The 22,555-nt window shown below is 71.1% G+C and carries 18 protein-coding genes and 1 pseudogene; 6 read left to right on the top strand and 13 right to left on the bottom strand.

The genetic code is table 11. The features are described 5' to 3' along the window. Window positions 1-86: 86 nt before the first annotated feature. The 5 genes and pseudogenes from QA861_RS06110 to QA861_RS06130 form a co-directional block, all read right to left on the bottom strand. Window positions 87-1,364, bottom strand: coding sequence for a M14 family metallopeptidase (locus QA861_RS06110; RefSeq protein ID WP_334587176.1), 1,278 nt, complete (start codon window positions 1,362-1,364; stop codon window positions 87-89). After that, on the bottom strand, window positions 1,361-3,313 hold the full coding sequence (locus QA861_RS06115; RefSeq protein ID WP_334587177.1) for a Xaa-Pro dipeptidyl-peptidase: 1,953 nt from the start codon (window positions 3,311-3,313) through the stop codon (window positions 1,361-1,363). The genes QA861_RS06110 and QA861_RS06115 overlap by 4 nt, the downstream gene beginning before the upstream one ends. 270 nt (window positions 3,314-3,583) lie before the next feature. Further along, window positions 3,584-5,776 (bottom strand): 3-hydroxyacyl-CoA dehydrogenase NAD-binding domain-containing protein, encoded by a 2,193-nt coding sequence (locus QA861_RS06120; RefSeq protein WP_334587178.1) that lies wholly within the window; start codon window positions 5,774-5,776, stop codon window positions 3,584-3,586. 126 nt (window positions 5,777-5,902) lie between these two features. Continuing rightward, on the bottom strand, window positions 5,903-7,117 hold the full coding sequence (locus tag QA861_RS06125; RefSeq protein ID WP_334587179.1) for an acetyl-CoA C-acetyltransferase: 1,215 nt from the start codon (window positions 7,115-7,117) through the stop codon (window positions 5,903-5,905). 45 nt (window positions 7,118-7,162) lie between these two features. After that, window positions 7,163-8,385, bottom strand: a pseudogene (locus QA861_RS06130) (CaiB/BaiF CoA transferase family protein). 119 nt (window positions 8,386-8,504) lie between these two features. Here QA861_RS06130 and QA861_RS06135 point away from each other — a divergent pair. Further along, window positions 8,505-9,692, top strand: coding sequence for a saccharopine dehydrogenase family protein (locus QA861_RS06135; RefSeq protein ID WP_334587180.1), 1,188 nt, complete (start codon window positions 8,505-8,507; stop codon window positions 9,690-9,692). A gap of 29 nt (window positions 9,693-9,721) precedes the next feature. On the opposite strand, the gene mmpA is transcribed toward QA861_RS06135, so the two are convergent. The 5 genes from mmpA to QA861_RS06160 form a co-directional block, all read right to left on the bottom strand. Further along, window positions 9,722-9,868 (bottom strand): morphogenic membrane protein MmpA, encoded by a 147-nt coding sequence (mmpA, locus tag QA861_RS06140; RefSeq protein ID WP_334587181.1) that lies wholly within the window; start codon window positions 9,866-9,868, stop codon window positions 9,722-9,724. A 116-nt stretch (window positions 9,869-9,984) separates the two neighbouring features. Beyond that, complete coding sequence (locus QA861_RS06145) at window positions 9,985-10,680, bottom strand: endonuclease V (protein WP_443041451.1); 696 nt, start codon at window positions 10,678-10,680, stop codon at window positions 9,985-9,987. A gap of 56 nt (window positions 10,681-10,736) precedes the next feature. Beyond that, window positions 10,737-11,063, bottom strand: a complete 327-nt coding sequence (locus QA861_RS06150) for a plasmid stabilization protein (protein ID WP_334587183.1) — start codon at window positions 11,061-11,063, stop codon at window positions 10,737-10,739. 64 nt (window positions 11,064-11,127) lie between these two features. Next, window positions 11,128-12,219: a WD40/YVTN/BNR-like repeat-containing protein gene (locus tag QA861_RS06155; protein WP_443041548.1), complete on the bottom strand. Its 1,092-nt coding sequence runs from the start codon at window positions 12,217-12,219 to the stop codon at window positions 11,128-11,130. Between the two features lie 109 nt (window positions 12,220-12,328). After that, complete coding sequence (locus QA861_RS06160) at window positions 12,329-13,546, bottom strand: RNA-guided endonuclease InsQ/TnpB family protein (RefSeq protein WP_334590470.1); 1,218 nt, start codon at window positions 13,544-13,546, stop codon at window positions 12,329-12,331. Between the two features lie 332 nt (window positions 13,547-13,878). Between QA861_RS06160 and ssgD the strand changes: the two genes are divergently transcribed. The 4 genes from ssgD (at window position 13,879) to QA861_RS06180 (ending at window position 18,246) form a co-directional block, all read left to right on the top strand. Further along, a complete protein-coding gene (gene ssgD / locus QA861_RS06165) occupies window positions 13,879-14,295 on the top strand; it encodes a spore wall synthesis regulator SsgD (protein ID WP_334587185.1) in 417 nt (138 codons plus the stop codon). A gap of 273 nt (window positions 14,296-14,568) precedes the next feature. After that, on the top strand, window positions 14,569-16,185 hold the full coding sequence (locus QA861_RS06170; RefSeq protein ID WP_334587186.1) for an ABC-F family ATP-binding cassette domain-containing protein: 1,617 nt from the start codon (window positions 14,569-14,571) through the stop codon (window positions 16,183-16,185). Between the two features lie 106 nt (window positions 16,186-16,291). After that, window positions 16,292-17,068, top strand: a complete 777-nt coding sequence (ddaH, locus tag QA861_RS06175) for a dimethylargininase (protein ID WP_334587187.1) — start codon at window positions 16,292-16,294, stop codon at window positions 17,066-17,068. A gap of 200 nt (window positions 17,069-17,268) precedes the next feature. Next, complete coding sequence (locus QA861_RS06180) at window positions 17,269-18,246, top strand: acyl-ACP desaturase (protein ID WP_334587188.1); 978 nt, start codon at window positions 17,269-17,271, stop codon at window positions 18,244-18,246. A 109-nt stretch (window positions 18,247-18,355) separates the two neighbouring features. On the opposite strand, the gene QA861_RS06185 is transcribed toward QA861_RS06180, so the two are convergent. Further along, window positions 18,356-18,610 (bottom strand): WhiB family transcriptional regulator, encoded by a 255-nt coding sequence (locus tag QA861_RS06185; RefSeq protein WP_334587189.1) that lies wholly within the window; start codon window positions 18,608-18,610, stop codon window positions 18,356-18,358. Window positions 18,611-18,889: 279 nt separating this feature from the next. Between QA861_RS06185 and QA861_RS06190 the strand changes: the two genes are divergently transcribed. Further along, complete coding sequence (locus tag QA861_RS06190; protein ID WP_334587190.1) at window positions 18,890-19,681, top strand: VOC family protein; 792 nt, start codon at window positions 18,890-18,892, stop codon at window positions 19,679-19,681. A 668-nt stretch (window positions 19,682-20,349) separates the two neighbouring features. On the opposite strand, the gene QA861_RS06195 is transcribed toward QA861_RS06190, so the two are convergent. Further along, window positions 20,350-21,381, bottom strand: coding sequence for a LacI family DNA-binding transcriptional regulator (locus QA861_RS06195; protein ID WP_334587191.1), 1,032 nt, complete (start codon window positions 21,379-21,381; stop codon window positions 20,350-20,352). A gap of 77 nt (window positions 21,382-21,458) precedes the next feature. After that, window positions 21,459-22,451 carry a multicopper oxidase domain-containing protein gene (locus QA861_RS06200; protein WP_334587192.1) on the bottom strand — a complete coding sequence of 331 codons (993 nt, stop codon included), beginning with the start codon at window positions 22,449-22,451 and terminating at the stop codon, window positions 21,459-21,461. Between the last annotated feature and the right edge of the window lie 104 nt (window positions 22,452-22,555).

Below are 22,555 nucleotides of genomic sequence, written 5' to 3' on the forward strand. Positions count from 1 at the left end.
GGTTCACCCCCGGCTCGGTGGGGGCTGGTCGCGCAGTTCCCCACGCCCCTGTCGGGGCGCGGGGCGCGCCCGAAGACAGCACCGGCTCAGCAGTCCGTGACCGCCTCCCCCGCCGTCAGGTGGTACGGCGCCCGCTCGTCGAGCAGCAGCGGTACGAGAGCGCGCAGTGACTGGCGCAGGGGAACGTACGCCCCGGCCCCGTTGATGTCCCGCCGTACCCGCACTCCGTGCAACGCCAGTTCGTCGGCCACCTCCGTGTACTGCTCGCCCGTGAGCCGGTAGCCGCATGCCGGGTTCCCGATCACCTCGGCGGGTTCGGCGGGGTCGTTGTCCGCGCCGCCGAGGTAGACCGGCCCGGTGTCCCGGTACCCGGCCAGCCGCGCGGCGCCGGTGGCCGCGTCGACCTGTCGTCCCCGCTCGCCGGCGAAGCTGAACAGCCCCTTCAGCGCGGCGAGTTGGGAGTTCACTCGGCGCCGGTTGTTGTCCGGCTCCGGGGTTCCTACCGCCGCAGGCTCGACCCGGCTCTCGATCAGCAGCCCGACCGAGTGCTTCACCCCGGACATGTTCCGCAGGATGCGCTCCTGGCCGTCCCCGGCGACCTGCCGGATCGGGTCGCCGGTGACGGGGTCGGTCCAGATGCCGTACGTGCCGGTCGTGAACCCGGCGCTCCGGGCGCCCGGCCGTACGTACGTCCGCGACAGGGTCTGTGCCTCGTCGTGCACGGCCGGGTCGGTGTTGAGGTTGCGCGGCCAGAGGTCGAACAGGTCCTTGTCGTAGTACGGGGGCGTGGCCCCGTACTCGTGCAGGTCGTAGACCACGTCGGGCTCACGGTCGCGGAGGACCGCCGCCATCGCGCGCGCTTCCGCCGTCCGCAGGGCCAGGTGGTCGCGGTTGATGTCGATGCCGTCGCTGTTGCCCCGGGTGTCGGCGGCCCGCCCGTCGGGGTTGGCGGTGGGGACGACGAGCAGCGTGGTGCGCGACAGGAACGCCTTCGTCCGCGCGTCCTTCGCGTAGGCGAGATCGCGGATCGTCGTGAGACAGGCCTCGCGGCCGGACGGCTCGTCACCGTGCTGGCTGCAGATGAGCAGCACGGTGCGGGTGGTGGGGCGTTCGCCGATGCGGACGAGTCGCAGGGGGCGGTTCTGCTCGGTGGTGCCGATGCGGGTGAGCGTCACACGGGCGCTTCCCCGGTCGACGGCGGCGAGGAAGTCCTGCTCCTCGGGCTGACTGGTCCAGCGGGCGCCGTTCGTCTGCTCGAATCCCGTGCGCGGAGGCCCGCTTCGGCTCTCGGCAGCGTACGCGGGGGCCGACAGCAGGGGTGCGGCGAGGGTGGCGGCGAGCACCGCGGTCAGACGCGGTCTCATACGGCCCCCGGTATGCGGCGGGCGGCGCGCGGGTCGCGGACGCCGTCGAGGAGGGACGGGCCCGGAGTGGCCGTGACGGCGCCCGCCGTGGCCCGCGCGAACGCGCCGGCACCGCCGACGAGCGGGACCCTGGCCGTCGTACGGGACAGGTCGAGCGTCAGGGTCGGGGTGGTCGACGGGGGGTCGATGAGGTCCTTGTCCGTGCCCGCGACGATCAGGGCGAGGCGGTGGCCCGTCGGGATCACGTGGTCGCTCGCGTGCAGGGCGAGGGTGATCGTGTAGGGCTTGCCCGGGGTGAGCGGGACGCCCTTGGTGGCGGAGGCGTGGTTGCCCAGGTCGGCCCAGCCCCTGCTGAAGATCGTGTAGTCGACGGCTGTCGTCTTCGCCGCAGTCGAGCGGAAGCAGGAGCTGTCGCCGGTGGTGCTCGGGCCCCAGCAGGTGCGGTCGGTGAGCGTGGTGATGCCCTCGGCGCCGTCGGCGTAGTCCCGGATGGTGTCGGGGCCGAGGTCGACCAGGACGGCGGTGAGGTGGGCCGTCGAGGTGCTCGGGGTGGCCGTCACGGTCACCGCGGACGAGCCGGACACACGCAGGTTCTCGGTGAGGGGCTTGGTGATGAAGCCGGCCTTGCCGGGCGTCGGGCTGTCGATCTGCGCGGACCAGTCGGTCTCGCTCAGGCTCGGGTCGTCGGTGAACTTCTCCGCGCCGGACTGCTTCCGTAGGCCCAGGGTGCCGACGCCTGGCTGTGTGCCGGTGCCGGGGCGCAGGCTCACCGTGTGCGTGGAGCGGGGCGGCCAGGTGGCGGAGGTGACCCACTGGTCGGGGTGGCGTTCGATGTCGGCCATGGGCTCGTCGTCGATGCCGTTTTCGTATCCGAGGAGTTCGTGGTCGAACCAGCGGTGCAGGGTGTCGACCCAGGCTGCGCGGCGGAAGTCGAAGGGGTCGACGTGGCCGGTCTGCGAGAGCCAGATCTTGCGCTCGACGCCGTGCTTCGCGAGGGCGTCCCACCACTGGCCGAAGTGCTTGGGGCGGACGTTGAGGTCCTGCTGTCCGTGGATGACGAAGACGCTGGCCCTGACCTTCCGGGCGTCCTTCGCGTAGTCGCGCGCGGTCCAGAAGGACGTCCAGTCACCGCTGAGAGGGGATCCGTCCACGATCTTCTGCTGTACCGCGGCGCACTTGGCGCGGGCGGCGGGGCTCTCGACGTAGTCCGACAGCCATTCGGGGCCGGAGGCGTAGAGCGGGGCGCCCTGGGCGACGTAGTAGTCGTACCAGGAGGATATGGAGCTGATCGGGACGATCGTCTTCAGGCCCTCGACCCCGGTGGCGGCGACGCCGTTGGCGATCGTGCCGTCGTAGCTCTTACCGATCATGCCCGTCTTGCCGTTGGTCCAGTTCGCCTTGGCCCGGTCGGTGCCCGTGCGGGTCGTGTAGCCCTTGGCGCGGCCGTTCAGCCAGTCGACGACGGCCTTCGCGGACTGGACGTCGGAGCGTCCGCCGACGTCGGCGCAGCCGTCGGAGCGGTTGGTGCCGGCCAGGTCCACGCCGACGAAGGCGTAGCCGCGCGGCACGAAGTAGTTGTCGTAGAACAGCGGCATCTGGACAACGTTGCCGCCGGCGTCGTACGTCTTGCGCTGGCTCTCGTTGCCGCGTCCGCAGCAGGAGTAGTAGGGACTGGCGTCCATGATCACGGGTACTTTGCGACCCTGCGCGGCGGGTTCACGCGGCCGGACGATGTCGACGGCCACCCGGTCGGTCTTCCCGTCGCTGTCACCGTCGAGTCCGGTGTCCACCCAGACGGCCTCGCGGATCGCGTTGTCGTAGGAGTAGACGGGTCTGCTCTCCCGTGGGTCGCTGTGGGCGACGGCCGGGGTGAGCAGGGCGGCCGTGAGGGCGGCGGTGGCCGCCGTGGCGAGCGTTCTCCAGGCCGTGAGGCGCATGCGTATCGGCATGCGCCGGACGGTATCTCGGTCAACTCCCGTACAGAAGAGGGCAGCTGAGGGGCGGGAGGGGTGAAGGGGCTATGAGGTGGCTGAGAAGTGTCTGTGGGGTGAGGGGCGCGAGGTAGCGCGGTTCACTCAGCCGCTCGTGGCACCCTCAAGCGCCGGCCGGCATCTTCAGCCCGTCTGGGGTCCCCCCTCTGGGGGAGTTTGAGGACGAGGCCCGTTCAGGGCCGTTGCGGGGCTCTGGGGGCGGCAGCCCCCAGAGCGGGGGCGGCAGCCCTAGCCGTCCCCGAACCCCTCCCCCTTCGCCGCCTTCTCCACCAGCAGCGCCGGCGGTGCGAACCGCTCCCCGTACCGGTCCGCCAGCTCACGCGCCCGCGTCACGAAGCCCGGCAGGCCTCCCTCGTAGCCGTTGACGTACTGCAGGACACCTCCCGTCCACCCCGGGAATCCGATACCGAAGATGGAGCCGATGTTGGCGTCGGCGACCGACGTCAGGACGCCCTCCTCCAGCAGCCTCACCGTGTCCAGCGCCTCCAAGAACAGCATGCGTTCCTGCATGTCCTTGAAGGGGATCCGCGTGCCCTCCGTGCCCGCCGCGTCCTCGTGCGAGAAGTGCTCCCGCAGCCCCGGCCACAGGCCCGCCCGCTTGCCGTCCTCCCCGTACTCGTAGAACCCCCCGCCGCCGCTCCGCCCGGTGCGGCCGAACTCGTCCACCATGCGGTCGATCACCGCCTCCGCGGGATGCGTCGTCCATGTACCGCCGGCCTCCTCCACCGCCCGCCTGGACTCCGTCCGGATTTTGCGGGGCAGCGTCAGCGTCAGTTCGTCCATGAGGGACAGCACCTTCGCCGGGTAACCGGCCTGTGCGGCCGCCTGTTCGATCGACGCGGGCTCGATGCCCTCGCCGACCATCGCCACGCCCTCGTTGATGAAGTGCCCGATCACGCGTGAGGTGAAGAAGCCGCGCGAGTCGTTGACGACGATCGGGGTCTTCCTGATCTGGCGGACCAGGTCGAAGGCCCGCGCCAGCGCCTCGTCCCCCGTCCGCTCGCCCTTGATGATCTCGACGAGCGGCATCTTGTCGACCGGCGAGAAGAAGTGCAGTCCGACGAAGTCGGCCTGGCGTTCGACGCCTTCGGCGAGGGCCGAGATGGGCAGCGTCGAGGTGTTGGAGCACAGCAGGGCGTCCGGTTCGACGAGGTGCTGGATCTCCTGGAACACCTTGTGCTTCAGGGCCGGGTCCTCGAAGACCGCCTCGATGACCGCGTCGCAGCCGGCCACGTCCTGGGGATCCGCGGTCGGTGTGATGCGAGCGAGCAGCGCGTCCGCCTTCTCCTGGCTGGAGCGTCCCCTGGAGACGGCCTTCGCGCACAGCTTCTCGGAGTAGTTCTTCCCTCGGGCCGCCGCGTCGGCCGACACGTCCTTGAGGACGACGTCGATGCCCGCGCGGGCGCACGAGTACGCGATGCCCGCGCCCATCATCCCCGCGCCGAGGACCGCCACCTTGCGGACCGGGCGCGGCTCGACGCCCTTGGGGCGGTTGGCGCCCGAGTTGACGGCCTGGAGGTCGAAGAAGAACGCCTGGATCATGTTCTTCGACGTCTGTCCGGCGGCCAGTTCCACGAAGTAGCGGGCTTCGATGACCTGCGCGGTCTCGAAGTCGACCTGGGCGCCCTCGACGGCCGCCGCGAGGATGGCGCGCGGGGCCGGGTAGGGCGCGCCGTTCGTCTGCTTGCGCAGGTTGGCGGGGAAGGCGGGCAGGTTCGCCGCGAACCTGGGGTTGGCCGGGGTGCCGCCCGGGATGCGGTAGCCGGGCTTGTCCCAGGGCTGCTGCGACTGGGGGTTGGCGTCGATGAAGGCGACGGCCTTGGCCATCAACTCGTCCTGGGTGGCGGCAACTTCGTCGATCAGGCCGTTCTTCAGGGCGCGCTGGGGGTTGTACTGGGTGCCCTGGAGCAGCACCTTCAGCAGCGCGTCGGTGATGCCCAGCATGCGTACCGTACGGACGATCCCGCCGCCCCCGGGGAGCAGGCCTAGGGTGACCTCGGGGCAGCCGATCTTCGAACCCGGCGCGTCGAGTGCGACCCGGTGGTGGCAGGCCAGCGCGAGCTCGTAACCGCCGCCCAGGGCCGCGCCGTTCATCGCCGCGACCACCGGCTTGCCCAGGGTCTCGATGCGGCGCAGGTCGCGCTTGATGGCGAGGCCGCCCTCGAACAGCTCCTGGGCCGTGTCGGGAGTGACCCGGATCAGGTCGCGCAGGTCGCCGCCCGCGAAGAACGTCTTCTTGGCGGAGGTGAGGATGATGCCGCGGATGGTGTCCTTCTCGGCCTCCAGGCGGTCGGTGACCACCGCGAGGGAGTCGCGGAACGCCTGGTTCATGGTGTTCGCGGACTGGTCCGGGTCGTCGAGGACGAGGGTGACGAGACCGGTGCGGTCCTGTTCCCAGCGGATGGTGGTGCTCTGTGTCATGACGGGGATCTCCGTAGAAAGCTCAGAAGTCTCTTGGTGCCGCCCAAGCCGGGGCTGTGAACGACTCTCCCGGTTCGGCCGACTCGGCTGATGCCGCCGGGAAGTCGCCAGGGAGTCGCCGGCGAGTCAGAGCCGCTCGACGATCGTCGCGATGCCCATCCCGCCGCCCACGCACAGCGTGGCGAGGCCGTACCGCTTGTCCTGGCGCTCCAGTTCGTCGACGAGGGTGCCGAGGATCATCGCGCCGGTGGCGCCCAGCGGGTGGCCGAGCGCGATGGCGCCGCCGTTGACGTTGATCTTGTCGAGGGACAGGCCCATGTCCCGTGCGAAGCGCAGGACGACGGCTGCGAACGCCTCGTTGATCTCGACGAGGTCGATGTCGTCGATGGTCAGCCCGGCCTTTGCGAGGGCCTTGCGGGTGGCGGGCGCCGGGCCGGTGAGCATGATGGTGGGCTCGGAGCCGGAGACCGCGGCGGAGACGATCCGCGCGCGCGGACGCAGCCCGTAGCGCTCGCCGACCTCCTGGGAGCCGATCGCGACCAGCGAGGCGCCGTCGACGATGCCGGAGGAGTTGCCCGCGTGGTGGACATGGTCGATCTTCTCGACCCAGTGGTACGTCTGGAGCGCCACGGCGTCGAAGCCGCCCAGGTCGCCGATGTCCGCGAAGGACGGCTTCAGCCGGGCCAGGGAGTCGGCCGTGGTGCCGGGGCGCAGGTGTTCGTCGTGGTCGAGGACGACAAGGCCGTTGCGGTCCTTCACCGGGACCAGGGACCGCTCGAAGCGGCCCTCCTTCGTCGCGGTCGCGGCCCGCTCCTGAGACAGGGCCGCGTACTCGTCGACGTCTCGCCGTGAGAAGCCCTCGATGGTGGCGATGAGGTCGGCGCCGATGCCCTGCGGCACGAAGTTGACGGCGAGGTTGGTCATCGGGTCGTTGAACCAGGCACCGCCGTCCGAGGCCATCGGCACCCGTGACATCGATTCGACGCCGCCCGCGAGGACGAGGTCCTCCCAGCCCGAACGCACCTTGGCGGCGGCCATGTTGACGGCCTCCAGGCCCGACGCACAGAAGCGGTTCTCCTGGACGCCGGCCACGGTGTCGGGCAGCCCGGCGACGACCGCGGCGACCCGCGCGATGTCGGAACCCTGGTCGCCGACCGGTCCGACGACGCCGAGCACGATGTCGTCGATCGCGGCCGGGTCGAGGTCGGGGAAGCGGTTCCTGATCTCGTGGATGAGGCCTACGACGAGGTCGACGGGCTTGGTGCCGTGCAGGGCTCCGCTCGACTTGCCGCGTCCGCGCGGGGTGCGGATCGCGTCGTACACGTACGCTTCGGTGCTCACTGGTGGGCCTTTCGGGGAGGGTGGGCGAGCGGGCGTCGACCGAGGTCAGCCGCCATCCTGCAGGAGTCGGGGCACGTCCCAGTCGCGCGCCACGTCCCCCGTGTCGGCGCCGGGCCGGGCCGGGCCGCTGTGGATCGACGTGTGGCTCACGGAGAACCGGGGCGCGGGCGCGGGCTGGGTGATGCCGCTGTGGTCGGTGAAGGTGCCGCGGGCGGCCAGGTGCGGGTGGTGCGGGGCCTCGCGCAGCGAGAGGACGGGCGCCACGCAGGCGTCGGAGCCCTCGAAGACGGCCGTCCACTCGTCCCTCGTACGGGAGGCGAAGCGGGCGGTGACGGCCTCGCGCAGGTCGTCCCAGCGGGTGATGTCCTTGCGGGCGGCGGCGTGCTCCGGGAGGCCGAGCAGGTCGAGGAACTCCTCGTAGAACTGCGGTTCCAGCGCGCCGACGGCCATGTAGCGGCCGTCGGCGGTCTCGTACGTCCCGTAGTACGGGCAGCCCCCGTCGAGGAGGTTGGCGCCGCGCCGGTCCTGCCAGCCGCCCGCCGCGAGCATGCCGTGGATCATCGCGGCGAGGTGGGCCGCGCCGTCGACGATCGCGGCGTCCACGACCTGGCCGGTACCCGTCGCGCGCGCGTGGTGGAGGGCGGCGAGCACGCCGACGACGAGGTAGAGGGAGCCGCCCGCGAAGTCGCCGAGGAGGTTGGCCGGGACGGGCGGCGGTTCCTGCGGGCTGCCGATCATGCCGAGGATGCCGGTCGGGGCGAGGTACGCGATGTCGTGCCCGGCGCGGCGGGCGAGCGGGCCTTCCTGGCCCCAGCCCGTCATCCGGCCGTAGACGAGCCTCGGGTTGCGGGCGTGGCAGGTCTCGGGGCCGATCCCGAGGCGCTCGGCGACGCCGGGCGGTAACCCTCGACCAGGATGTCGGCGCGGGCGGCCAGATCGAGGACGCGGGAGGGGCCGTCGGCTGCCTTCAGGTCGACGATCACCGAGCGTTTGTTGCGGTTGGTCACGTCGTACTCGGGGTCGACGGCGAGTCCGGTGCCCCCCGGGCGGTCCACGCGGACCACGTCGGCGCCCAGGTCGGCGAGGAGCATCGCGGCGAACGGTCCTGGCCCGATGCCCGCCAGCTCGACCACGCGCACTCCGGTGAGCGGACCGCTTCCCGCCGTCCCCGCCACTGACATCGCGCCCCCGCTCCCGTGACCCAACCGATGTGACACTCGCGATGCTAGGAACGCGCTCGACTCGGCACAAGGCTTTACCGGGCACATATTAAGCAAGCGCTTGGCCAAGCGACCCGCTCCGGACACCGCCCGGCCGCGAGCCTCCACTCCCCCTCACGCTAGCCTCGACCACCGACAACGGCGCGGGACGCGCCATGAGGGGTGTCATGAGCAGGTCGACCAAGGTGGAACGTCCGTACGACATCGTGCTGTTCGGAGCCACGGGCTTCGTCGGCACACTCACCGCCGAATACCTCGCCGCACACGCGCCCGAGGGTCTGCGCTGGGCGGTCGCCGGCCGCAGCGCGGACAAGCTGGAGCGACTGCGCGAGCGCCTCGCGGGCGTGGGCAGGGCGGCCGAGATCGGGATCTTGCGGGCGGACGTGTCCGACCCGGACTCGCTGCGCGCCCTCGCGGGGCACGCGCGCGTGCTGGCCACGACGGTGGGCCCCTATCTGACGTACGGCGAGGAGCTCGTCGCCGCCTGCGCGGACGCCGGCACCGACTACCTCGACCTCAGCGGTGAGCCCGAGTTCGTCGACCTGATGTACGTCCGCCACGACACGCGCGCGCGGGAGACCGGCGCGCGGCTGGTGCACGCCTGCGGTTTCGACTCGGTCCCGCACGACCTGGGCGCGTACTTCACGGTCGCGCAGCTGCCCGAGGGGGTGCCGTTGACCGTGGACGGCTTCGTGCGCTCCGACGCGATGTTCTCCGGCGGTACCTTCGCCTCGGCGCTCAACCAGTTCTCCCGGGGACCGCGGATGCTGGCCGCCGCACGCGACCGACGGCGCCATGAGCCGCGGCTGCTGGGCCGCCGGGCGACCGCCCCCGCGGGCCCGCCCCGGTACGCCGGGGAGGTCGACGCCTGGGCTCTGCCGCTGCCCACCATCGACCCGCAGGTCGTGGTGCGTTCGGCGCGCGCGCTGGAACGGTACGGCCCCGATTTCCGGTACCGCCATTACGCGGCGGTACGACGGCTGCCCTTCGTGGTGGGCGGGGTCGCCGTCGCCGGTGCCGTGTTCGCGGCGGCCCAGGTGCCGCCCGCTCGACGCTGGCTGTCCGGGCGGCTTCAGCCTGGTGACGGGCCCAGCGCGGAGCGGCGGGCGAAGAGCTGGTTCTCGGTGCGGTTCGTGGGCGAGGGTGGCGGACAGCGGGTGTTCACGGAGGTCGCGGGCGGCGACCCCGGCTACGACGAGACGGCGAAGATGTTCGCCGAGTCGGCGCTCTCCCTGGCGTTCGACGACCTCCCGGCGGCGTCCGGGCAGGTCACCACCGCCGTGGCGATGGGCGACGCGTTGATCGAACGTCTGCGCAAGGCGGGGATCACGTTCCGGGTCGCGGCCACCAGGTGACCCCGCGCCCCCGGCACGCTCCTGGGGGCCTACTGGGCCCAGCCCGTGACCGTGTAGATCATGCCGCCGATCCAGGCGAGTCCCACCAGTACGGCGACGACCAGCGCCGCCGTGACGGCGCGCTCGACGGGCTGGGCGGGGCTGGTGACGGGCTTCGGGGCTCTGTGCGTGGTCATGGGCACAGCCTGCCGACAGCTCCGGACTGCCGACATCCGTATAAGTACTCAGATCGGGTACTCAGATGATCATTTGATCCCGTCGGGCGAGTTCTGCTCCCGGACAGTCGCTTCCTTCAGGCAGTCGCTTCCTTCAAGGCGCGTCTGCACAGGGCGTCCGCCCGGCGGGTCGTTTCCGGGAGGCGGTACTCCGGGGTGAGCGCGAGGGTGTGGGCGCAGGCCGTGTCGAGGGAGGTGCGGTGGCCGACCGAGACGAACACCGGTTTGACCGCGTCCCGGGTGCGCAGGGCGCGGCCGACCTCCCGCGCGCCCGCCAGGAGGGGGGACGCCGATCCGCGCGGGGTACCCGGCTCCTCGTAGGTGAAGGTGAACGGGTTCTTCGCGACGCCGATCGTGGGGAGGCCGGTGAGGACGCCCAGGTGGCTGGCGAGGCCGAAGCGGCGGGGGTGGGCCAGGCCGTAGCCGTCGCAGACGACGAGGCCGGGCGGGACGGGCAGTGCCTCCAGGGCGGCCAGCACGGCCGGGATCTCCCGGAACGCGAGCAGGCCGGGCACGTACGGGAACGGGACGCGTCCGGCTGCCGTGGCCTCGGCGACGACGTCCAGGCTCGCCGCGTCGAGGACGACCGCGGCGGCCACGACGAGGTCGCGCTCGTCGTCGTAGGCGACGTCTACGCCCGTGACGTGCCCGGTTCCGGGCGGCGGGCCCGGCTCGTCCACCACCCGCAGCCGTAGCTCGTCCTGGACCGCGCGGGCCCGCTCCTCGGTCGTGGGCCAGTCCGCCGGAATGGGTACGGTCGTCGTCATCGCCATGGTGACGACGAGCGTACGGTCCCGCCGACCGGCCCCCGCCGCAGGTCCCCCGTCCCTCAGTTGTCGCCGAGGGCCTTCTTCAGCTGCGCCTTGTTCATGTCGGAGCGGCCATGGACGTTGCGCTTCCTGGCCTCCTGGTAGAGCTGGTCGTACGTCGGCCCCTGGGCGCCCTTGTGCGAGCGCTGCCCACCCCGCTTGCTGGACGACATGTCCTGGATGGACGTACGGCTGGCGGTCTTCGACTCGCCGGAGCGGGCGCGTTCCTTGTTGACGGTCCGCGCGGCGATCTCCTCGGCGCGCTTCTCGCTCTCGCCCCGGTCCAGCGCACTGTCCTTGATGTGCTCGTACTGACGTTCCCGCTTAGGGCTCGCACCGCGTGCCATGACCGTTCACTTCCCTCGCTCGCGCCGTCCTCTCGTTCCGTGCCGGTGAACGGGTACCCGCGCCTCACGATTCGAGCCGTGCCACCCGCCCCTTCTCACCGGCGGCCCAGCAGCCGAGGTCGGGGGCGCAGTCCACGGTGTCGTACGAGCCCGTGTCGACGGTCTTCCAGGTGCGCCCCGCGTCCGTGGTGAGGTCGGTGCCGGTAGGACCGACCGCGAGCGCCGCCGTGCGGCTGTACGGGAGCCAGGCGACGCCGGAGCGGTAGGCGGGCGGGGAGGTGGCGGCCGTCGCCCAGGTGCGACCGCCGTCCGCGGTGACCGCCCCCGCGCGCGGTGAGGTCTGGTCGGCGCGGTAGTCCCCGCCGACCGCTAGTCCGTGCGTGCGGTCGCGGAAGGCGAGCGCGAAGACGCCACGAGCCGGGTCGCCCGCCGGTATCGGTGTGTCGGAGGCCGTCCACGTGAGCCCGCGGTCGGCGGAGTGCAGCACACGCGCGCGTGCGCCCCCGCCGGTGGCCAGCCAGACGTCACGCGGCCCGGAACTGACCAGGCACTGTCCGCTCGCCGCGAAGCCCGCCTCGCCCTCCAGCGCGGCCGGCATGCCGGCGCTGGGCAGCACGTTCCAGGAGCGTCCGCCGTCGCCGGTGGAGAGGATGCGGAACTTGCCGTCCACCGGGTCGCTCATCGCCAGGCCGTGTCGGCTGTCGAAGAAGGTGAGGCAGTCGTAGAAGGCCCTGGCGTCGGTGTTGCGGAAGGACTCGGTCCAGGTTCCGCCGCCGTCGTCGGTGCGGTAGACGCGGGAGTCCTCTCCCTCTCCGATGGCCAGGACCACGGCGCGCCGAGCGTCGAACGCCTCGATGTCCCGGAACTGGAGCTCGGCCGCGCCCGGCGGAGAGACGTTTCGCCAGCTCCTGCCGGCGTCGGTGGTGCGCAGGACGGTGCCCTGGGTACCGGCGAGCCAGGCGGTACCCCGGCTGACGGCGGACAGTCCGCGGAAGCGGACGTCGGTGGCGCCGCTGTCCTTCGCCGCCCAGTGCGGCGCCCGGTGCCCTGCACCGGACACGCCGCCCGACCCCTCATAGGCCTGTGCGGCCTGCGCGGGGGCCGCCAGTCCGGCGGCGACGGCGGCGAGTGCGGCCCCATAGGACCCGGCCACCATCGCTCGCCGCATCCGACTCGCACGCCTGTTCTGTCGCTGCATCCCCATGATCCTCATGGCGGGCGAACGTAGCATTGAATCCTCCCCTCCGTGGGAGGGGATTTTTGGCTCAGGCGGCCACCGAGGGCAGCGCCCCAGGTGGTCTTGCGCCTTCGGCACCAGCCGGGTTGAGACCAGCCCGGATGAGCATCACGTGTGCGGAGTTCTTGTCCCGTGGGGATGCGATCCCGCATACGGTGCAGGTGTAGGTGCGCTCTCCCAGCGGCAGTGCGTGCTTGGCTCTCGCTCCGCAGTGCGCGCAGTCCATCGTGGTGTGCGCGGGGTGGACCAGGTACACGGTACGTCCGTGCTTGCGCCCCATCTCGATCAGGGCCTGTTTCGTGGCGCCGATGGCGGCGTCGGCGGCCTTGCGGGCCATCGAAGTCCTGGCGAGGAACTTCGGCTTGAAGTCCTCCACAGCCAAGGCGTCATGGTCGGCCACGACGGCCTTTGCCCATTTGAGGCCGACGTCCTGGCGTCGGCGTGCGACCTTCTTGTGCAGCTTGGCACGCAGTCGCTTCACCGCGCGGTAGCCCTTCGAACCGGCCTGCCCCTTCTTCGGCTTCCAGCGGGCCATCATTCGGTCGTACCGGGTCAGCTTCTCCTTGGCCTTCTTGCCGTGCTCGGCGTGCGGGAGATCGTGGGTGTCGGATGTGGTGGTGGCGGTCTCCTTCACACCCCAGTCGATGCCGATCACTGCTCCGGTCTGCGCCAGCGGCTCGACGGCGGCGGGGACTACGAAGCTGGCGTACCAGTGGCCGATGCTGTCCTGGTAGACGCGGACACTGGAAGGGGCGGCGGGCAGGTCCCGCGACCACACCACGGTCAGGGCGATCCCGCCCGCCACATGCAGCTGTGCGTCCTTCAGGCGGAAGCCGCGCCGGGTGTAGTTGAGGGAGGGCAGCGCCTGAAGCTTCTTCTTCCACCTGGGCATCCCGGCTCGGCGCGCCACAGGCAGCCGGTCCTTGATGTCCTTGTGCGCCTTGGCCTTGGACTTGCCGAAATCCCTGATGATCTGCTGCTGCGGGACCGAGCTGCCTTCGCGCAGCCATGGGCTCGCTCCGCGCGCCTCGGTCAACATCTTGTCCAGCTGTGCGGGGCCGCACGTCCCTTTGTCCCCGGTGGCCTTGTTGTGCAGGTGCACGGCCTTGGACTTGGCCACGCACTCGTTCCACACCCACCGGCAGCGGCCCCACTCCGCCACCAAGGATGCACGAGCAGTGGACGACACACGAAGTCGGAACGTCCACCGGGCATGCCCTACCCCGTCGGTCCCCGTGCCTGCCACCACAACATCACCCACACCCCCTTCCGTCGCGATCACCCCAACCAGCGAACACAGGAACACACGTACGCCCTCAGCGGCTCCGTCGGGCAGTCTGCGACGGCGCTCCGCGCCCGGGAAGCCGATTGCGGCGCACTCCGCATCGCCGTCACGGAATGCGATTCCTCCCCGGTGCGAACGCCGAGGGCCTCCCTTGCAAGAGCACGAGGTGAATGAACTCGGTGACAGAGGTCACTAGAAATTCAGGTGCACTGATTGGCTCGTTCCAGCGTCTCTCTCAGTGTGCGGACCGTTCCACCCAGGAGTCCGGCAGGCCGTCACAAGGGAGCAAGTCGTTGTTCACCGTCATCGAGCAGCTCGTACAGGCCCGTCTCGTCGCCGCCGCACCGCGGGTGACGAGCATTCCCGCAACCCTCACCTACGACCGGAGCGACCCGTTCGCGGTCCGGATGACCTTCCCCGCGCCGGCCACCCTGGAGGGCGTGGAGGTCTGCTGGACCTTCGCCCGCGAACTCCTCGCCGACGGCCTGCGGGAACCGCAGGGCCACGGCGACGTGAGGGTGCGGCCGTACGGGTACGACCGCACGGTCCTGGAGTTCCACGCCCCCGAGGGCACCGCGGTCGTACATGTCCGCTCCGGCGAGCTGCGGCGCTTCCTGGCGGCCACCACCGAGCTGGTGCCCGTCGGCCTGGAGCACCTCCAGACCGACCTGGACCGCGACCTCGCGGAGCTGATGCGCGACGCCCTGTGAGAGTTAATGCTTTGACAGCCTGAAGCGCCTCTTCCTACGCTTGCAGCGGTCCTGTTGCCGTCGAATGGAGAAGGACGTTGCTCTACTGAGGTCCTGAGACACCGCGCCGCACACCCTTCAGTGGTGTGTCCGCGCAGCGTGCGACCTCGGTGTACGAGCCGTCCGTTCCTCCCTCCGGAACAGGGCCTTGTCCGTGCCTCCAGGATTCCTCCGCCGGCCGTCGGTGTCTCGACACGCGTTTGCCCCCACCGAATCAAGCAACCGCGAGGCCACATGTCAGCCACCACTTCCGTCGCCGTCACCTCCCTGTCCTTCGCCTGGCCCGACGGCACTGCCGTCTTCGACGCTCTCGACGTCGCCGTCGGCCCCGGCCGCACCGGGCTCGTCGGTGTCAACGGATCAGGAAAATCAACCCTGTTGAAGCTGATCGCCGGACAGCTCCGGCCCGCCGACGGCGCCGTCCGCGTCGCGGGCGACGTCGGCTACCTCCCGCAGTCCGTCACCCTCGACACCGCGCTGCGCGTCGAGGACGTCCTCGGTATCTCCGCCCAGCGGGCGGCGCTGCACGCCATCGAGACGGGTGACGTGGCCGAGGCGCACTTCGAGACGATCGGCGACGACTGGGACGTGGAAGAACGCGCCCTGGTCACGCTCGGCGAACTCGGGCTCGGTCACATCGACCTGGACCGCACGGTCGGCGAGGTCTCGGGCGGCGAGGCGGTCCTCCTGCGGCTGGCCGCGCTGCTCCTCGACCGCCCGGACGTGCTCCTGCTGGACGAACCGACCAACAACCTCGACCTGTACGCGCGCCGACGCCTGTACACGGCCGTCTCCTCCTGGCCCGGCGTGATGATCGTGGTCAGCCACGACCGCGAACTCCTGGACCTGGTCGACCAGATCGCCGATCTGCGCTCCGGAGAGGTCACCTGGTACGGCGGCAACTTCTCGGCGTACGAGGAGGCGCTGGCCACCGAACAGGAGGCGGCGACACGCATGGTGCGCGTCGCGGAGGCCGACCTGAAGAAGCAGAAACGCGAACTGGCCGACGCCCAGCTCAAGTTGGCCCGCCGCAAGAAGTACGGGCAGAAGATGTTCGAGCAGAAGCGTGAGCCGAAGATCGTCATGGGGGCGCGCAAACGGTCCGCCCAGGAGTCGGCGGGCAAGCACCGCATCATGCACGAGGAACGGCTAGCCGACGCGAAGGAGCGGCTCGACGAGGCGGTGGACGCCGTACGGGACGACGACGAGATCCGCGTCGACCTGCCGTACACGGCGGTGCCGCCGGGCCGTACCGTACTCACGCTCCTGGACCTGGAGTTGGCGTACGGGGCGAGCGTCGGCTCCTTCGATCTGCGCGGGCCCGAGCGGGTCGCGCTGATCGGGCGCAACGGGGCGGGGAAGACGACCCTGCTGCGGACGGTCGCCGGGGAGCTGGCCCCGGTCTCCGGGGAGGCGCGGGCGCACGTACCGCTGCGCTTTCTGCCGCAGCGGCTCGATGTGCTCGACGACGAGCTGACCGTCGCGGAGAACGTGGCACGGTTCGCCCCGGGCGCCACCAACAACCGGGTCCGCGCCCGGCTGGCCCGCTTCCTGTTCCGGGGTGCCCGCGCCGACCAGCGGGCGGCGACCCTGTCGGGCGGCGAGCGTTTCCGCGCCGCTCTGGCCGCCCTGATGCTGGCGGAGCCCGCGCCCCAGCTCCTGATGCTGGACGAGCCGACCAACAACCTGGACATGGCGAGCGCGCGACAGCTCACGACGGCTCTCGACTCGTACGAAGGCGCACTGATCGTGGCCAGCCACGACCTGCCGTTCCTGGAGTCGATCGGGATCACCCGGTGGCTGCTGCTCGACGGGGAGCTGAGGGAGATCGATCCGGAGGAGGTGGGGTGATCGACGCGGGGGCGCGGCCACCGGTCTGACCTCCGGGGCTTTTGTCCGCACAGGCCCGCCCTGCATGATGTGCGCGGACGCCCCCTTCCGATACGGAGTTCGCCTCGTGCCCAGCAAGAAGGCCCTCATACGTCGCCCCAGCCCGCGCCTGGCCGAGGGTCTCGTCACGCACATCGAGCGCGAGGAGATCGACGCCGACCTCGCCGGCCGCCAGTGGGAGGCGTACGCGGAGGCGTTGCGCACGCACGGCTGGGAGACCGTCGAGGTGGACCCGGCGGACGACTGCCCGGACTCGGTGTTCGTCGAGGACGCGGTGGTCGTCTACCGGAACGTCGCGCTGATCGCGCGGCCCGGCGCCGAGTCCCGGCGCGACGAGACCAGCGGTGTCGAGGAGGCGGTGGCCCGCCTCGGCTGCTCGGTGAACTGGGTCTGGGAGCCGGGCACCCTGGAGGGCGGTGACGTCCTCAAGGTCGGCGACACCCTCTACGTCGGCCGGGGCGGGCGGACCAACGCCGCCGGGGTGCAGCAGCTCAGGGCGGTGTTCGAACCGCTCGGTGCCCGGGTCGTCGCCGTGCCGGTCAGCAAGGTGCTGCACCTGAAGTCGGCGGTCACCGCGCTGCCCGACGGGACCGTCATCGGGTACGCGCCCCTGGTGGACACGCCGTCCCTCTTCCCGCGCTTCCTGCCGGTGCCGGAGGAGTCCGGGGCGCACGTGGTCCTGCTGGACGGCGGGAAGGTGCTGATGGCGGCGAGCGCGCCGAAGACGGCCGAACTGCTCGCCGAACTCGGGCACGAACCGGTGCTCGTCGACATCAGCGAGTTCGAGAAGCTCGAAGGCTGTGTGACATGCCTCTCGGTGCGGCTGAGGGAGCTGTACGCCTGACGGGTGACCGAGATACTCGTTCCGGCGATGACCTGCGGGTCCCGGAAGTCTCACCGCGCCCTGGCATGAACCCGCTGATCAGGGATGTTTACAACACTCTTAACCTACGGTGGCGTAACCTACGGGAACGTAGCCTACGATGCCGTAGGTCGAGTCCCCTGTAGTCCGCGCACCCGCTCGCACGTCTTTCTGGAGCATTCATGACGATCACTTCTCCGCACCTCGGCAGCCCGTCCAGCGCCTGGACCGACGCTCGGCTGCTGTACGCCCTGGAAGAAGTGGTCGAGACGGAACTCAACCGTCATCTGAAGGTCGCCAAGGACTGGATGCCGCACGAGTACGTGCCGTGGAGCGATGCCCGCAACTTCCCCGGCATCTTCGAGGACGGCGAGGCCTGGGACAAGGAGCAGTCCAAGGTCACCGAGCTGGGCCGGATCGCCCTGGTCGTCAACCTCCTCACCGAGGACAACCTCCCCAGCTACCACCACGAGATCGCCAGCCTGTTCGGCCGCGACGGCGCCTGGGGCACCTGGGTGCACCGCTGGACGGCCGAGGAGGGCCGCCACGGCATCGTGATGCGCGACTACCTGCTCGCCTCCCGCGCGGTCGACCCCGACAAGCTCGAAGCGTTCCGTATGCAGCACATGGCCGAGGGCTTCGAGTCGGACAACCGGCACTCGATGCTGCACTCGGTGGCGTACGTCGCCTTCCAGGAGCTGGCCACCCGCGTCTCGCACCGCAACACCGGCCACCAGTCCGGCGACCCGGTCTGCGACCGCATGCTGGCCCGCATCGCGACCGACGAGAACCTGCACATGGTCTTCTACCGGAACCTGCTGAAGGCCGCCTTCGACCTCGCGCCCGACCTGACCATGCAGGCGGTACGGGACGTGATCGTCAACTTCCGGATGCCCGGTCACGGCATGCCCGGATTCGAGCGGGCCGCCGCGCAGATGGCGATCGGCGAGGTCTACAACATGCGCATCCACCACGACGACGTGCTCCAGCCCGTCCTGCGCCACCTGAAGGTCATGGACATGGGCGACCTCGGCCCCGAGGGCCTTCAGGCCCAGGAGGAACTGGGGATGTTCATGGGCGGCCTGGACGCGGAAGCCTCCAAGTTCGACGTGAAGCTCGCGGCCCGCAAGGCCCGCATGGCGGCCCGCGCCGCCGGCTGACCGCCCCCGGAACACCACGCACTCCTACGCCGTCACCTCGTCCGGCGCCGCGTCCCGCACGCCGGCCCCGAGGTGGCGGCGCGGTGCTGTCAGGGCCTCGCGCCGGAAGTCAGTGGGTGGTGTGCGAGGCGCGTCGGAGGTGGAGCCGCTCCTTCTCGGAGAGGCCGCCCCAGACGCCGAACCGTTCGTCGTTGCTGAGCGCGTACTCCAGACACGCCGGGCGCATCTCGCACATCCCGCAGATGCGCTTCGCCTCGCGGACCGAGCTGCCCGGCTCGGGGAAGAAGAAGTCGGCCCCGGTCTGCGCGCACAGGGCCTGCGCCTGCCAGGCGCTGTCCATCGGGGTGATCGTCTCGTAGTACATGCACCAGAGCGTGCCGGACGGCGAAAAACGTTCGCTCAACGTCCGATCAACACCGATCAACAGCGACCACCGGAGCCGCCCGACGAGGGGCCCGGGGTGTCTCGCCGGTTCGCCCGATGATGCTCCCGCCGGAGGTACGAGCGCACGGCGGCGCGCGGAGCGTCGGCGCCCGGGACCCGCGAAAGCGTCAGGGCGGCGATTGTCAGTGGGCGGTGCGAGACTCGGCAGAGCAGGCAACGGGTCCCTCGCAACGGGCGGGGCCCACGAAGGAGGGCAATGATGCTCACCACCCGTTTCGTGACCGGCGCTCCGAACTGGATCGATCTCGGCACCCCCGACATCGAGGGCGCCACCACCTTCTACCGAGCGCTCTTCGGCTGGGACTTCCGGTCGGCGGGCCCCGAGGCCGGCGGGTACGGCTTCTTCCAACTGGACGGGCGGACCGCCGCGGGCGGCATGCAGATGCCTGCGGACCAGGGTCCCCCGTCCTGGACGGTGTCCTTCCAGACCCCGGACGCCGACGCCACCGCCAAGGCCGCCGAGCAGGCCGGGGGCGGTACACCGGCGCCGCCCATGGACGTCATGGACGCGGGCCGGATGGCCATCCTCACCGACACCACCGGCGCCGTCTTCGGCCTCTGGCAGCCCGGCCGGATCAAGGGTCTTGAGGTGGCCGGCGACCCCGGTTCCCTGTGCTGGGTGGAGCTCTACACGACGGACGTGCCCAAGGTCGCCGCGTTCTACGCCACCGTGCTGGGCATGGAGACCTCGGCGGTGCCGTTCCCGGGCGGCTCGTACACGTGCGTGAATCCGGCGGGCACCGGGGACGACGGGATGTTCGGTGGCGTCGTCGACGTGGACGACGACCCGACGGGCGTCGAGACCACTCCGTACTGGCTGCCGTACTTCGAGGTCGCCGACACCGACGCGACGGTGGCCACGGCCCAGGAACAAGGCGGCCAGGTCCGGATGCCGCCCACGGACATCGAGGGCGTCGGCCGCATCGCCAGACTGACGGACCCGTACGGGGCACGGTTCGCGGTGATCAGGAGCGCGTCGACACAGACGTGAGCCAGACGCCCCCCGCACGGGCGCTGGGGGGCCGAGCTTTTGCGGGGGCGCGGAAGGCCGAACCCTTGCGGGGGCGCGGAAGGCCGAACCCCTGCGGAAGCACGGAGGGCCGAACCCTCGCGGGAGCGCGGCCGGCCGAACCCTCGCGAGGGCGCGGGAGGCCGAGCCCTCGCGGGGCGCGGCGGGCCGAACCCTCGCGGGAACGCGGGAGGCCCAACCCCTCCGAGGACACGCGGCCGGCCGAACCCTCGCGAGGGCGCGGGAGGCCGAACCCTCGCGGGAACGCGGGAGGCCCAACCCCTCCGAGGACACGCGGCCGGCCGAACCCTCGCGAGGGCGCGGGAGGCCGAACCCTCGCGGGAACGCGGGAGGCCCAACCCCTCCGAGGACACGCGGCCGGCCGAACCCCTGCGGAAGCGCCGGAGGCGCAACCCCTGCGGGAGCGCGGCCGGCCGAACCCTCGCGGGAACGCGGGAGGCCCAACCCCTCCGAGGACACGCGGCCGGCCGAACCCCTGCGGAAACGCCGGAGGCCCAACACCTGCGGGAGCGCGCGGGAGGCCCAACCCCTGCGAGGACGCGCGGCCGGGCCTGTCGGGCCGCGCGGTCAGACTTCTTCGGCTCGCGACACTCGCGGCAACCGAACGCGAGCCGTCCGCGCCGTGAGCGCTACGCCGAGGCGCGGCGGACCAGGGTCGTCGGCAGGACGAGCCCGGGCGGCGCGCCCGTCGGGGCTGTCCGCGAGGGGCCGAGGTCGCGCAGCAGCAGGCGGGCCATCAGCCTGCCCATCTCCTCGATGTCCTGGCGGACCGTGGTGAGCGGCGGGTCGGTCTGCTCGGCGATCGGCAGCATGTCGTCGAAGCCGACGACGGCGACGTCCTCGGGCACGCGCCGTCCACGTTCGCGCAGGACACGCAGGGCGCCCGAGGCGGTGAGGTCGTTGGCGGCGAACACGGCGTCCAGGTCCGGGCACCGGTCCAGGAGTTCGCGCATCGCGCGTTCCCCGCCCGCCGGCGTGAAGTCGCCTTCGACGACCAGTCGCGGGTCGGCGTCGGGCACGACGTCCCGGAACCCGTCGAGCCGGTCCGCTGCCGAGGTCTGGTCCAGGGCGCCCGTGATGTGCGCGATCCGGGTCCGCCCGAGGCCGACGAGATGCCGTACGGCCGTCCGGGCGCCGCCCCGGTTGTCGCTGTCGACGTACACGGCGTCGCGGGTGCCGTCGCTCCAGCCGGGCCGGCCGCCGAACACGGTGGGCACACCGGCGCCCCGGACCAGCCCGGGCAGCGGGTCGTCGAGGTGCAGGGAGAAAACGAGGGCGCCGTCGACATGTCCGCCGGCGAGATACCGGCCGACGCGGGTGTGGTCGTCGCGGCCTTCGGTGAGCAGCAGCACGAGCTGCGAGTCGTGGGCGGTCAGCTCCTTGCTGATCCCCCGGAGCTGGAGGGCGAAGAAGGGGTCGGCGAAGACCCGGGTCTCCGGTTCGGCGATGACGACGGCGATGGCGTCGTGCCGTCTGGTCACCAGGGAGCGGGCGGCCTGGTTGGGCACGTACCCGAGTTCCTCGACGGCCTGTCGGACCCGTTCGACGAGGGGTTCGCGCACACCGTCCCCGCCGTTCACGACGCGTGACGCGGTGGCCCGGGAGACTCCCGCCCTCGCGGCCACGGCCTCCAGGGTGGGACGCGACGCGGTCTCGGTCACTTCGGGGCTCCTCATCCGGCGGTTGCCGATCAGGATAGTCCCGGCCCGGCACCGGATGAGAGCGCTCTCCGATCCCGTCAGTGCCCGTGCGACGACCGCGCCTCCCCCGTCCCGCTCACACCGTGCGGCTCGTAGCCCGGAATCGTCCCGTCCGCCCTGCGCACCAGGAAGAGACCCGCCATTCCCATGTCCGAGTGGCTCTGTACATGGCAGTGGTACATCCACGCGCCGGCGCCGACCCCCTCCCCCGCGATCACCTGGAAACCGAAGGAGTCCGCCGGGCCCACGATCTTGTTGTCGAGGACCTGGCTCGGGTCGTCGGGGCCGGTGAGCAGGCCGGTGCGGTTGTCCGCCCAGCGATGACCGTGCATATGGAAGGTGTGGTAGTACTCGCCGTGCGTGATCATCACGAACTCGACGCGATCACCCACCGTGGCCTCGAAGTTCGGGCTCTGGTGGCCGGGCCGGTTGTTGATCGTCATGTCGTTGAAGACGATCGTGTAGGTGGTGTCCGGGAGGATGTCTCCCTTGCGCCGGACGATCACCGGGCCGTAGAGGCCCTTGCGGATGCCGCCGGTGCCGTGTTCGGTGCCGACGACATGGTCGTGGTAGTGCCAGTAGCCGGCGCTGCCCGCCCGCCAGGTGCCGTCCGTGCGGCGGCCCGGGGCGTGGGTGCGCCAGGTGTAGGTGCGGGTGCCGCCGGGCTCGACATCGCTGCGGCTCAGTTTCGTCCCGTCGCTGGAGATCTCGTAGTCCATGCCGTGGACGTGCAGGCTCACGGCCACGTCCGTCGTGTTCTCCAGGGTGATGTGCGCCGTGTCGCCCTCGTTCAGTTCGATCAGCGGGCCGGGAACCGATGCCGTGCCCTTCGTGAAGCCGTAGCCCATCTGCCCGTCGGGGAGCCGCTCGGCGTACAGCTGGAGGTGCCGCACCTCGCCGCCGGCCGGGGCGGTCTTCGCGGGTGCGCCGGTGGCGGCGGTCGCACCGCCGGCCTCCGGCGCCACGGACAACGATGTCGCGACGGCCGCGCCACCCAGCAGCACCCGCCGGTTGAAGTCACGCCTGTCCATGCCGAACTCCCCAGTCTGGTACGGAAGATGCGCAGCGGGAACGAGAGGAACCGGTGAGACGGTAGCGGTACCGAGACCGTTTATCCACACCCAGGACAAAGTTT

The sequence above is a fragment of the Streptomyces sp. B21-083 genome (genome assembly GCF_036898825.1).
Taxonomy (GTDB): Bacteria; Actinomycetota; Actinomycetes; order Streptomycetales; family Streptomycetaceae; genus Streptomyces.